Here is a 12,708-nt window from a genome sequence, read left to right on the forward strand (position 1 = left end):
ATTCTTGAGGCCTTGGACTATTGGCTAATCTAATGCGCACAGCCAACCTGCCACAAGGCTGTGGTGGCTTAATAGGCTAGCGTGTTGGACGACAATCAGCGTGCCTGATCGGTCATTTTTCGGGCGGGGGCAAGGCAACCGGTGTGAGTACCGGGCGCCCGGCGAAGTGTTCCACGAGGTTTTCGGCGACCCTTTGCACGGTGTCATGGGCCGCTTCGGGCGACAGGCCAGCGACATGGGAGGTGAGCACCGTATTGCCCAGGCGCTTGAGGGCGTCGGGCACCTGGGGCTCGTCGTCGAACACATCCAGGGCCGCGCCGCCGATACGGCGTTGCTCAAGGGCGGCGACGAGGTCGGCGGTCACCACCACGCTGCCGCGGCCGATGTTCACCAGGTAGCCGTGGGGTCCCAAGGCGTCCAGGGCCTGGCGGTCGATCAGGTGGTACGTGCCGACGCCGCCGGGGGTGGCCAGCACCAGGAAGTCCGAGTTACGCGCCAGTTCCACGGCGCTGGCGCAGTAGGTGTAGTCCACGTCATCGCGGGGCTGGCGGTTGTGATAACTGACTTCCATGCCAAACCCGAGGGCGGCGCGCCTGGCGATCTCGAGGCCTACCGCGCCGAGGCCGAGGATGCCCAGCTGTTTGCCGGCGAGGGACGGGCGCATCACCTTGGGCCATTCGCCACGTCGCACGGCCGCGTCTGTCTGGGGAATGCCGCGTACCAGCGCCAGCAACAAGGCCATGGCGTGGTCGGCCACTGAGGGCGCGTTTACCCCGGCACCGTTGGTGACCACAATCTTGCGATTGCTCGCCGCCTGCAGGTCGACATGCTCATAGCCGGCACCGATCACGCAGATGATTTCCAGCAGTGGCAGGGCGGCGATCTCCTCGGCATACAACCCCAGTGGGCCACGGGTCAGCACGGCACGGATCTGCCCGCCATGGGTCTTGATCGCCTGGGCGCGTTCTGCGGGGGTTGGCGCCAGAATCACATGAAAGTCGTTGCTCTCGATGATGGGCAGGTATTCATTGATGGTTTCAACCAGGACCAGAACAGTGGCGGGCATGGGGCAGCTCTTGTTGTGGGGTTTGATCTCTGGAGTATGCGGTATTTTTTGTAGTACGAATGCCCGCAGGTGAAAGATGCTTCCTCGATGGGAGGCCTTGGCATGGGGATGCCAGCGTCGGCGCAGGCTGAGACGCTGGGCATCCGTGGGGGGCGTTACTGGGTTTGTCTTACCTTGTTCTGTTCTGCCTGGGCGATTTCCCGGAAATCATAGGTGGGGAAAAACTCGGTCCGGTAGGTGCCCCATGCAGCATTTTCCAGTGCCAGATTGACCGCTGACAACCGAGAGGCGGGTAGGCGCAGGACGATGACTTGGCCGATTCCCATGGTGATGTTCCAACTGACGACTTCTACTCCCTCCGGTGGAAATACTTTGTAGAAATCCTGCTTGGCGAGTTGCGCCCTTAGTTCGCTTAATGGGCGGGATTGATCATGTTTGAGAAATACCGTCAACATAATTGCATTTTCGGGTGTGGCGTGCGGTATTTTTGCTGTCGCGGGGGCTGAGGGTTGCGCATTGGCGCCGCTGGAAAGAAGGGCGGACAACCATACGGTGGATATTAATAACGACTTGAGTTGAGTTTTCATAAGAGGCGTCTTTTTATTTTTTTATGGATTTTTGAAGTAAGTAGTCAAAGCCTGATGGTCTCTGGCAGGTCAAGAATACTCAGTGGGAGGTGGAGGTTTTGATGGGCCCGTTGTAAGGCGCATGGACCACGTAGATACGAACTTTCTCGTTGGTCTCGACCATGTCCCGGGGCACTTCCCGCGAATAGGTGAACTCTTGGTTGTTGAGGACCTCAAGCCGCCTGACCACTGTTCTGGCAGGGCCCTTGTCTGGTACCAGGATATGGGTGGTTTTGTCGCCTGTGACCAGAAAGTAACCGCCACCGCCATTGTCATACTTGGACAGCCCGGTGTCGGCATAGAAAAACTCATAGCGATTACGCTCGGGGTCCCACATGGAGATGCCAACCACGCCCGGATACTTGTCCTTGACGTCAATTTGCGGGGCGCCTTCTATATAGACTTTGGTGGTCAGCCACTGGGGCGAAGAAGCGAGTGCGCGGATGTCGGAGTTTGTCGATTGTGCCTGGCTGGAAAGTGGAGCGAGCAGTCCAGCGAGAAGTAGACCTGTAAAAACGGCATGGCATTTTCGCATTAGATAATTCCTACATGGGGCGTGGGTTTTTATTCTTGTATTTGGTTGGGTATTGCTTGGGCCCGGCAGTGACGGAATATAAATGTGCTGGCAGGTGCTATCAATGCCTGGGTATATGTTTGTAACAAATCCACGGGCAATCATTTAAAAAATATTCAAATGCTCGCTGTGAAGTAGGGGGATTCCTACAAATAAGCTGGTGAGATATAAATTGCGATAGGTATATAAATTTTATGTTTAAAGGGGCGGCTATCTATAGGGTTGTTGCCTGATTAAACGCATTTGCGCCACCCCATTCCTCAGTTTCGCCAATCTTTAGCCGATTCGCGGCGTGGGTATCAGTGTGTTGCGAGGCTTGGGCGCGGCGGCGTATTCAATGCCGTCGAATGTGAAGGTATCAGACTGTTGTTGCTTGGGCTTGTCTTGGGCGGCGATTTGATCGGCAATGTGGGTCGATACGCTATCGACCAACTGGCCAGCGTTGAAAATGTTCAGGCTTGAAGTCGTCATGCTTGAATCTCCAGGTTTTGTAGTAGAGCTTGCACTGAGTGGGCGATGGGGGCGTAACGTTCCTGATTCCAACAATTTGTGGTCAATCGACTGGCTCTGCTCCGTACAACCATTCCTCAGCTAAGTCTTTGCTTATTCAAGTGAATCCCGGACAATCGCGCCCCTGTTACGGTCGTGGCGCTGCCTGTCAGGTTTTTCTGACTCGCCGCGATCGTATGAAAGTGGAGAACCGAGCGGATGAATGATCAGGCCAATAGCGTCGATGAACGCTACGCAACGACACCTGTAACCCTCACGGGCTGGAGCCGCCAGGACACGACCTGGATGCTTGGCCTGTTCGGCACGGCGATTGGCGCCGGCACCTTGTTTCTGCCCATCAACGCAGGCCTGGGCGGCTTCTGGCCGTTGCTGATCCTCGCGCTGTTGGCGTTCCCCATGACCTACTACGCACACCGTGGCCTGACCCGCTTTGTGCTGTCGGGGCGTGCGGGCTCGGACATCACTGAGGTGGTTGAAGAGCATTTCGGCATCAAGGCCGGTGCTTTGATCACCTTGCTGTACTTCTTTGCGATCTTCCCGATCCTGCTGATCTACAGCGTGGCGCTGACCAACACCGTCGCAAGCTTTATGTCGCACCAACTGCACATCGAGCCACCGCCACGGGCGCTGTTGTCGTTTGTGCTGATCCTGGGCCTGCTGGCCGTGGTGCGTTGCGGCGAGCAGGTGATCGTCAAGGCCATGAGCCTGATGGTCTATCCGTTTATTGTTGCCTTGCTGTTTCTGGCGGTGTACCTGGTTCCGCACTGGAATGGCGGCATCCTCAGCACGGCCAGCACCGTTCCGGTACCGTCGGCGCTGCTGCACACCCTGTGGCTGGCGATTCCGGTGATGGTGTTCTCGTTCAACCACTCGCCGATCATCTCGGCCTTCGCCGTTGACCAGAAACGCCAGTACGGCGCCCACGCCGAAGAGCGCAGCTCGCAAATCCTGTCCCGTGCCCACTTGTTGATGGTGGCGATGGTGATGTTCTTCGTGTTCAGCTGTGTGCTGACCCTGTCACCGGCCCAACTGGCCGAAGCCAAGGCGCAGAATCTGTCGATCCTGTCTTACCTGGCCAACCACTTCGATAACCCGACCATCGCCTTTGCTGCGCCATTGATTGCGTTTGTGGCGATTGCCAAGTCCTTCCTGGGCCACTACATCGGCGCCAGCGAAGGCCTCAAGGGCCTGATCGTCAAGAGCGGCCGCCGCCCGGGCGCCAAGGCCCTGGACCGCATGACTGCTGGCTTTATGCTGGTGGTGTGCTGGATCATCGCCACCCTGAACCCGAGCATCCTGGGGATGATCGAGACCCTGGGTGGGCCGATCATTGCTTCGATCCTGTTCCTGATGCCGATGTACGCGATCCGCAAGGTGCCGGCCATGGCCAAGTACCGTGGGCAGATGTCCAATGTGTTCGTGACCCTGGTCGGCCTGGTCGCCATCTCCTCGCTGATTTACTCGCTGATCCCTTGATGTGATCAGCGCCGGCGACCTCGGCGTTACTCATATCTCTAGCTAGGCAACGGCCGAATCAGCGTGCAGCGCGATTCGGCCGTTTTTCTGCCAGGCCGGAAAACTCAGTGCTACCACATGGTCGTTGTTCACGCGTTGCGGGGCGCCGAGGCGACTCAATTGCACGCCATTTTTCAGAAAATAACGCTCCAGCGCTGGAGTGGTCACTGCCACCACCTGATTGGCGCCGTGGCTCCAGGCATGGTGCAGGCTGCTCCACCAGACGCGCATCGGTAAGGTACCTTTCTCCAGGGCGCGGGCGGCAAAGCGCGACACTTCCCAGGTGTCACGGCTGCGCGGGCTTGGCTGGTCGCACAGAAACCCGAAGACTTCCGACAGTAGATAAGGTTGGGTGGTCGGTAACAGCCGTGCGCAACCGCAGACCTGGCCTTTTGTGTCCAGGGCGAGGATATGGCGCGTGTCGGCCTGGTCGAACTGATCGAATTCACGTTTGGGCCGGGCGTGGGTGGAGTCCAGCTGCCAACCCAGTTGCTCGATGAACACTTCGTGTCGATAGCGGCCCAGGTCGTCCTCAAGGGCTGCAGACAGTTCATGGTGATGGCGGGTGATGATGCTGATCATTGGATGTCCTTATCGTGATCGTCGGGCCTAGATCAGGCCCAGTGCGGCGGCATAGGCAGCCGCCAGTGTCTTGTTGGCTGCGCCGAATTTCTTCTGGATGGTCTTGAGGTGAAAGTTCACCGTGTTGATGGAGATGGTCAGGATCAGCGCGATCTCGCCTGAACTCTTGCCGTCGGCGGTCCACTGCAAAATTTCCCGCTCACGCAGGCTGAGGCAGACCGACGGGTGGGCGCGTTCGTTATGGCCCAGATCTGTCAGGCGCAGCGTCACCTGTTCGAGGATGCAGCGCAGGCGCAATTGAATTTCGTCGCTTTCAGCCCGCGAAATAGGATCCTGGCGCCGGGCCACGGACAGTACCCGCAGCGAATGATCGTGGCTGCGAATCGGCAGCGTGGCGCCGATGCACAGACCCCAGTCCCGAGCTTCCAGCCATAGCTTGCGGCTGTTTTCAAACAGTGCGTCGTTCCACAGCACCATCTCGGTGGAACGCAAGCCACTGAGGATCGACGGATCGACAGCCGCGTAGTTTTGCTCCTGGTAATGTTCCAGCCACCTTTCGGGGTAAGAGCCGTGAATCTCGGTTTTTGGTCGGGTAAAAGGGGTCAGGTGGCGTACGGCATAGGCGTAATACTCGAACCCCAATTGCAACACTTCCCGCTCCAGCAGCGCGAACACTTGTGCTCCTCCCTGTTGCTTGAGCATCTCTATCCGCAAGCGATTCCACCAGCGGATGAGGTCGTTTTCCTTCTCCATGGACAGTCGCCTCGATTCCTGGAACCTTTGGCAATCTAGCCCACGTGATCTTTCTGTCAAACTTTTCCGGTGCTTTGCCGACGGCTCTGGCACGGCACTTTTGCCCAAGAGGCCGGTGTTTATGACGCTTGGCGCAGGCGAGGTATTGAATGGTGCGCGTGGCACTGTTCAATGGCCTTGACCGCTGTTTCACAGGACGCCGCATCGGCGGGCATCAGGCTGCTCGCCCGAGCACAGGCCTGTTGCAATCGGGTGTCGTGTAGCAGCGCTGTGATCGCCCCTTGCAGGTCTTGTCTGTCCAAGGGCAGGGCAAGACGTATTCCGCACCCCATGCGCACCAGTCGTTCGGCGTTATCGAACTGGTCATGGGCGATCGGCAGGACAATCTGTGGGATGCCGGCAGCCAGCGCCAGGCTCATGGCGCCAATGCCGCCGGGGTGGACCAGCCCGGCTGCGCGGGGCAGCAGCGAACTCATCGGCAAAAACGGACGTTGCATCACCGTGGGCGGCAAATCGCTGGTGACCGGCCGATCACTGGTCAGAAAAATGCCGCGTGCGCCGACCCTGTGCAGCGCTTCCAGGGCGAAGTGATAAAACTGCTGGTCAAAGTGCTCAGTGGAGCCTTGGGTGAAAACCACGGGGGCCGGTCCGGCATCGAGGAAGGCCCGGGTCTGTTCATCGAGCCCCAGGGTGCCACCGTCGAACAGTGGGAAGCCGGCCATGTGCAGGGGCTGCGGCCAGTCTTGCTGGACGGGGGCGAACCATTCGGGGAACAGGCAAATCACGCCTTGGGGGGCATGCATCCATTGGCTGAAGATGTTCTTCACCGCGCCCGGCAATCCGTGTTTGCGGCGCAGCGCATTGATTTGTGGGGCGCAGGTCCGGTCCAGGCTCAGGTATTCGATCCCGCGCCAGAGCAATTTGCGCACCGTCAAGGGCAGGCGGCGTGATACGTTGAAAGTGGGGTGTACAGGCGGTAGATGTGCCGACAGTAGGGTTGAAGGGGATACTTGGACCGAGAGGTAAGGGAAGCCGTATTTTTCATGGGCAATACGTGCACCCAAGGCCCACAGCGAGCCGACCACTACTACATCGTCAGTGTTATGCGCGGTTACATAATCGTAGACCGGCTCTAATAGGCCTGCGATGGCTTGCCACAACACGCTGAAGGAAGTCTTCGGATCCCACAGGCGGGGATCGCCCATGGCAGCGTTGTAGGTCGCCTCATCGCATAACGGCACGAAGTCCAGGCCCCGGGCCTCGATGGTGCGTTGAAACGCCGGCATGCTGCACAAGGTTACCTGATGACCGCGTAGGGTCAGTGCCGCGCCCAGGCCGATAAAGGGAAAAACGTCACCGGCCGAACCGATGGCAATCATGATTACTCGCATCATCCACATCCTTGTTCAAAAGTGCTCAGGCGAAGCTCAACTGCGCTCGGTGAGGGGGCGCCATGCAAAACGCCTCTGGCCGGGCGTCGCGATGCGTCAGCAAATGGCCGAGCAACGCGCGGTGCACGCCGTTGGCCGCAGCCCTGGATTCCAGATCCAGAAAGTGCCCGCTGCTCTCGGCCGTGGAGAAGCTGCAGTCGCGGATGTACTGCTTGAAGCGCTGCACGTCCATGGCGCTGGTGTATTCGTCCCAGGCACCGTTCAAAAAGTGCACGTGGCTGTCGATGTTCGAAAGCTGGGGCAGGTATGCCCCTTCATTGAGCTTGAGGGCCTGGTCGATATGGAATCGCGCCTGATGCTGCTCGGCGTTGATCAACTGCGCCATGTGCTGTTGATTGGCGCTCTTGAGGCGGGGCGGCAGGTGCTTGCCCAGCGTCTGGTTGAGCAAGTGACCGATACCTGCATTGTCATCCCGGGCCATGAGTGCCTGGGCGCCGCTGACGTAGTCGAGCATCGGGCCATTGAGGCCGGGAGCGAATGACATCACTACCGAGCTTTCGACGTTGTCCGGCTTCTGGGCGAGGGCCAGCAAGGTCGACAGGCCGCCCCAGGATGCGGAAACCAGATGGTGAATATTGAAGCCTTCGATCAAGGCCAGCAGGATCTGGACTTCATCGTCCTTGGTAACCAGGCACCGATTCGGGTTGTGAGCCCGGGAGTTTCCGGCGAATGGCAAGTCAAACAGCACCACGTTGAAGTGTTCGGCCAGGCACTTGCTGGTACGGGCAAAAGCCGAGGTTGTGGCCATGGCGCCATTGACCAGCAGCACATTCTTTTTGTCGGGGGCATCGCCGATTTGTTCCACCGACACCGCATAGTCCTTGAAGACGTTCTTGATCACATATTGATTGCGCCACATAACACACCTCCATTAAGCACTTAAAAACGGGTGAGAGCGCCCCTGCCACCGGGTACGGGCATCGACGACGAGGCTTGGCTGTTTTTATTAGAAGTCGTACGGCATACAGCGCGAGTACATCCAAAGCAGGCGGATCCCATGACGCGGGCATCAGGGTGTAGAGAGTTTCGGCCTTCAAGGCGCGGCGGGACAACTACCTGATCTGGTAGGTCGTTGGAGAAAGGGCGTCGACAGCCAGTGCCCGGCAGGTTTTTCCAGGCATAAAAAACGCCGCGTATCTTGCGATACGCGGCGTTCTTCACATCAACACACCGTTAGGCTTGAACCACCGGAATGTTGGCGCTTGCTGCGATTTTACGGAACTCGGCGATCTGGTCGAAGTTCAGGTAGCGGTAGACGTCACTGGCCATGGTGTCCAGTTTCGCTGCGTAGCCCATGTACTCTTCGACGGTCGGCAGGCGACCCAGGGTGGAGGCGACTGCCGCCAGCTCGGCCGATGCCAGGTAGACGTTCGCGCCATCACCCAGACGGTTCGGGAAGTTACGGGTCGAAGTCGACACTACGGTCGAATTCGGCTCAACACGTGCCTGGTTACCCATGCACAGCGAGCAGCCCGGCATTTCCATGCGCGCGCCAGCCTTGCCGTAGATGCCGTAGTAGCCTTCTTCGGTCAGTTGGTGAGCGTCCATCTTGGTCGGCGGCGACAGCCACAGACGGGTTGGCAGCTGACCCTTGACCTGTTCCAGCAACTTGCCGGCAGCGCGGAAGTGACCGATGTTGGTCATGCACGAACCGATAAACACTTCGTCGATCTTCTCGCCAGCGACGCTGGACAGCAGACGGGCGTCGTCCGGGTCGTTTGGCGCGCAGAGGATTGGCTCGTTGATTTCGGCCAGGTCGATCTCGATGACTTCGGCGTATTCGGCGTCGGCATCGGCTTCCATCAGCTCAGGGTTGGCAACCCAGGCTTCCATCGCTTGGGCACGACGTTCCAGGGTACGCGCATCACCGTAGCCTTCACCGATCATCCAGCGCAGCAGGGTGATGTTGGAGTTCAGGTACTCGGTGACGGAGTCTTTCGACAGCTTGATGGTGCAACCGGCAGCCGAACGTTCGGCCGAGGCGTCGGACAGCTCGAAAGCCTGCTCCAGCGTCAGGTCGTTCAGGCCTTCGATTTCCAGGATGCGGCCGGAGAAGGCGTTTTTCTTGCCTTTCTTCTCAACGGTCAGCAGGCCGGACTGGATTGCGTAGTAAGGAATGGCATGAACCAGGTCACGCAGGGTGATGCCAGGTTTCATCTTGCCTTTGAAACGCACCAGGATCGACTCAGGCATGTCCAGTGGCATTACGCCAGTGGCTGCGGCGAACGCTACCAGGCCAGAACCGGCCGGGAACGAAATGCCCATCGGGAAACGGGTGTGGGAGTCACCACCGGTACCCACGGTGTCCGGCAGCAGCATGCGGTTCAGCCAGCTGTGGATGATGCCGTCGCCTGGACGCAGCGATACACCGCCACGGGTCATGATGAAGTCAGGCAGGGTGTGGTGGGTGGTCACGTCGATCGGCTTTGGATAGGCCGCGGTGTGGCAGAAGGACTGCATCACCAGATCGGTGGAGAAGCCCAGGCACGCCAGGTCTTTCAGTTCGTCACGGGTCATTGGACCGGTGGTGTCCTGGGAACCCACGGTGGTCATCTTCGGTTCGCAGTAGGTACCTGGACGAACGCCTTTGCCTTCCGGCAGGCCGCAGGCCTTGCCGACCATTTTCTGGGCCAGGGTGAAACCCTTGCCAGTGTCGACAGGTGCTTCAGGCAGCTTGAACAGGTCGGTAGGGCCAAGACCCAGCTCAGCGCGAGCCTTGTCGGTCAGGCCACGGCCGATGATCAGCGGGATACGGCCGCCGGCACGGACTTCGTCCAACAGGACCGGGGTCTTCATTTCGAAGGTGGTCAGGACTTCGTCGGTGCCGTGTTTGCAGACTTTGCCAGCATGCGGGTACAGGTCGATCACGTCGCCCATGTGCATGTTGGTGACGTCGAATTCGATTGGCAGTGCGCCAGCATCTTCCATGGTGTTGTAGAAGATGGGAGCGATCTTGCTGCCGAAGCAGAAACCACCAGCGCGCTTGTTAGGCACGTACGGGACGTCGTCGCCGAAGAACCACAGCACCGAGTTGGTTGCCGACTTACGGGACGAACCGGTACCGACCACGTCACCGACGTAAGCGATCGGGAAGCCCTGGCCGCGCATTTCTTCGATCTGCTTCATCGGGCCGGTCTTGCCTTGCTCGTCCGGCACGATGCCTTCACGGGCCATTTTCAGCATGGCCAGGGCGTGCAGCGGGATGTCAGGACGGGACCAGGCATCGGGAGCAGGGGACAGGTCGTCGGTGTTGGTTTCGCCGGTGACCTTGAACACGCGCAGGCTGATCTTGTCGGCCAGGGTCGGGCGGTTCTTGAACCACTCGCCGTCGGCCCAGGACTGGATCACTTCCTTGGCGTGCGTGTTGCCGTTCTTGGCTTTTTCCGCGACGTCGTGGAATGCATCGAACATCAGCAGGGTGTGCTTGAGCTGGGCAGCTGCAACGGCGGCCAGTTCAGCGTCGTCCAGCAGCTCGACCAGGGTCACGATGTTGTAGCCGCCTTGCATGGTGCCAAGCAGTTCAACCGCGCGCTTTTTGTCGATCAGGGGGGAAGACACTTCGCCCTTGGCCAGGGCAGACAGGAAACCGGCCTTGACGTAGGCAGCTTCGTCAACGCCTGGTGGAATGCGGTTGGTGATCAGGTCAACGAGAAACTCTTCTTCGCCAGCCGGGGGATTTTTCAGCAGCTCGACCAGGCCTGCGGTTTGTTCGGCGTTTAGCGGCTGGGGAACGATACCCAGGGCTGCACGCTCTTCGATATGTTTGCGGTAGGCTTCAAGCACAGTTATTACCCTCATCAGTGGTCCCACGGGACGCTCATCCAGACATGCACGGCACGCATGCGCTCGGGGGCTTTTTGGGCCGTAGAGCCAGCGCTGCCGGCATTTCTCACAGAAGCTGCTTTCAAAGTTTTACGCCTGCAGAACGGAGCTGATGAGGGTTGGTGCTGGTCATTTGGAGGGTAAATAACCAGCGCCAACACCGTTCTGAAGGAACGACTGTGCTCGTGACGCTTTGAAAACAGCTTCCAACGGATTATTTGGCGCCTTACAAGGCCGGATGATTCTACGGCAAAAAATTTCTAAAGGTAAGTTGCCGCAGCAAGTTTGCAGGGTGATGAACCTTAGACAAAGGGCTAACATGGGCCACTGTTTCGCTGATTTGTGCGTTGTCACCCATGCCCAACCAAACCATCAAGACCCCCTGCATCGGCCTGTGCTCCACGGTTTACGGCGATCTCGTGTGCCGCGGCTGCAAGCGTTTCCACCACGAAGTGATCCAGTGGAACGGCTATGGCGAGGAAGAAAAACGCGCAGTTTGGCTGCGGCTTGAGCAACTGCTGGTGCAGGTCATGGCGGGCAAGCTGGAAGTATTCGACCCCAAACGGCTGCGCTGGCAACTCGAACAGCGAAAAATCCGCTTTGTGCCGCACCAGTCCGAATACTGCTGGGCCTACCAGTTGATCGCCCGGGGCGCGCGGGTGATCAACAACCTGGAAGCCTATGGCATGGTGCTGATGCCGGAGTTTCGCGACTGGAACCTGCCGGAACTGCGTGATGCCATTGATCGGGAGTTTTTTATCCTGTCCGAGGCGCATTACCAGCGCTATATCGCCCCTGGCTTCCTCAAGGATGCACTAGGTCACTGACTGTCGCCGATCAACATGTGGGAGCGGGCTTGCCCGCGATGGCGCCAGTTCAGTCAGAGATGTATCAACTGACCCACCGCTATCGCGAGCAAGCCCGCTCGCACATGTCTGATCTTCACTGTGCCTTGCTGGCCAGTTCCTCCAGGTGGTCGATGATGCTCTGGGGCTTGAGCACCAGCACATCGCTCTCCAGCGCATCCAGCACCACTTCCGCCGTATTGCCGATCAGCGCCCCGGAAATCCCGGTGCGTGCCACGGTGCCAATGATCGTGACGGCCGCCCTCAACTTATAGGCGGTATGGGGGATCAGCACATCCGCCGGGCCTTCTTCGATATGCAGGCGGCTGTCGTCAATGTCGAATTCGGCCTGGAACGCCTTGCACTGCTCGCGATAGCGCGCCTCGATGGTTTCCTTGAGCTGGAACACCGGATCGGCTGCCGACAGCATGGGCGAGGGATGGGCGCTGATGACATGCAACTGGCCCTTGGCCAGGCTGGCGATGTCAAAGCCATGGTCGATGATGGCCGCGTGCAGGTCTTTATGCTCGTTATCCAGGTTGCCCACGTCGATGGCCGCCAGGATCACCCCGTCGGTCCATGGGGTCGCGGTCTTGACCAACAGCACAGCGGCCGGGCACAAGCGCAGCAGTTTCCAGTCCGCCGGCGTCAGCAGGGCCTTTTTCAGCGGGCTGTCGGGGTAGTGCTGCTTGATCACCAGTGCGCAACCTTCGGCCTGCTGCACACCGATGATGGTTTCGTGCAGGTTGTTGTTCCAGGCCAGTTCGGTTGTGACGTTGTAGCCATCGGCCGACAATTGCTCTTTGAGCAAGGCCAATAGCGCCGAATGCTCATGCTTTTTGTCGCACACCAGCAGATGCAAATGAGCGCCTGTCACCCCAGCGATCAGCTTGGCGCGCTTGAGGGCCAGGCTTTCCGAGTGTTCGGGCTCAATGATCACCAGGATTTTGCCAATTTCGTTCAT

General features: G+C 58.9%; 12 protein-coding genes. 2 read left to right on the forward strand and 10 right to left on the reverse strand.

The features are described 5' to 3' along the window. Positions 1–112 precede the first annotated feature (112 nt). The 4 genes from HBR94_RS14875 to HBR94_RS14890 all read right to left on the reverse strand — a co-directional run bounded on the left by HBR94_RS14875 (position 113) and on the right by HBR94_RS14890 (position 2,737). Positions 113–1,066, reverse strand: a complete 954-nt coding sequence (locus tag HBR94_RS14875; protein WP_057959824.1) for a 2-hydroxyacid dehydrogenase — start codon at positions 1,064–1,066, stop codon at positions 113–115. A 155-nt stretch (positions 1,067–1,221) separates the two neighbouring features. After that, complete coding sequence (locus tag HBR94_RS14880) at positions 1,222–1,653, reverse strand: hypothetical protein (RefSeq protein ID WP_057959823.1); 432 nt, start codon at positions 1,651–1,653, stop codon at positions 1,222–1,224. A 79-nt stretch (positions 1,654–1,732) separates the two neighbouring features. Continuing rightward, on the reverse strand, positions 1,733–2,227 hold the full coding sequence (locus HBR94_RS14885; RefSeq protein ID WP_057959822.1) for a DUF4822 domain-containing protein: 495 nt from the start codon (positions 2,225–2,227) through the stop codon (positions 1,733–1,735). A gap of 315 nt (positions 2,228–2,542) precedes the next feature. Then, positions 2,543–2,737 (reverse strand): hypothetical protein, encoded by a 195-nt coding sequence (locus tag HBR94_RS14890; RefSeq protein WP_170045074.1) that lies wholly within the window; start codon positions 2,735–2,737, stop codon positions 2,543–2,545. A gap of 237 nt (positions 2,738–2,974) precedes the next feature. Here HBR94_RS14890 and HBR94_RS14895 point away from each other — a divergent pair, with 237 nt between their 5' ends. Next, positions 2,975–4,252, forward strand: coding sequence for an HAAAP family serine/threonine permease (locus HBR94_RS14895; RefSeq protein WP_170045075.1), 1,278 nt, complete (start codon positions 2,975–2,977; stop codon positions 4,250–4,252). A 42-nt stretch (positions 4,253–4,294) separates the two neighbouring features. Here the strand turns inward: HBR94_RS14895 and HBR94_RS14900 are convergent, their stop codons facing one another. From HBR94_RS14900 to acnB, 5 genes are all read right to left on the reverse strand, one after another. Beyond that, a complete protein-coding gene (locus HBR94_RS14900) occupies positions 4,295–4,873 on the reverse strand; it encodes an acyl-homoserine-lactone synthase (protein WP_169961411.1) in 579 nt (192 codons plus the stop codon). 27 nt (positions 4,874–4,900) lie between these two features. Then, on the reverse strand, positions 4,901–5,626 hold the full coding sequence (locus tag HBR94_RS14905) for an autoinducer binding domain-containing protein (RefSeq protein WP_057959820.1): 726 nt from the start codon (positions 5,624–5,626) through the stop codon (positions 4,901–4,903). A gap of 119 nt (positions 5,627–5,745) precedes the next feature. Next, on the reverse strand, positions 5,746–7,017 hold the full coding sequence (locus HBR94_RS14910) for a glycosyltransferase (RefSeq protein WP_170045076.1): 1,272 nt from the start codon (positions 7,015–7,017) through the stop codon (positions 5,746–5,748). Positions 7,018–7,042: 25 nt separating this feature from the next. After that, positions 7,043–7,936, reverse strand: coding sequence for an alpha/beta hydrolase (locus tag HBR94_RS14915; RefSeq protein ID WP_115128033.1), 894 nt, complete (start codon positions 7,934–7,936; stop codon positions 7,043–7,045). A gap of 314 nt (positions 7,937–8,250) precedes the next feature. Further along, positions 8,251–10,860 (reverse strand): bifunctional aconitate hydratase 2/2-methylisocitrate dehydratase, encoded by a 2,610-nt coding sequence (acnB, locus tag HBR94_RS14920; protein WP_057439657.1) that lies wholly within the window; start codon positions 10,858–10,860, stop codon positions 8,251–8,253. A 395-nt stretch (positions 10,861–11,255) separates the two neighbouring features. On the opposite strand from acnB, the gene HBR94_RS14925 reads away from it, so the two are divergent. Then, positions 11,256–11,726, forward strand: a complete 471-nt coding sequence (locus tag HBR94_RS14925) for a DUF1289 domain-containing protein (protein WP_057439656.1) — start codon at positions 11,256–11,258, stop codon at positions 11,724–11,726. Positions 11,727–11,841: 115 nt separating this feature from the next. On the opposite strand, the gene HBR94_RS14930 is transcribed toward HBR94_RS14925, so the two are convergent. After that, positions 11,842–12,708: a universal stress protein gene (locus tag HBR94_RS14930; RefSeq protein ID WP_057439655.1), complete on the reverse strand. Its 867-nt coding sequence runs from the start codon at positions 12,706–12,708 to the stop codon at positions 11,842–11,844.

Origin of the sequence: Pseudomonas sp. WS 5412, assembly GCF_012985615.1 — a bacterium.
In the GTDB taxonomy this organism is placed as follows: Bacteria; Pseudomonadota; Gammaproteobacteria; order Pseudomonadales; family Pseudomonadaceae; genus Aquipseudomonas; species Aquipseudomonas shahriarae.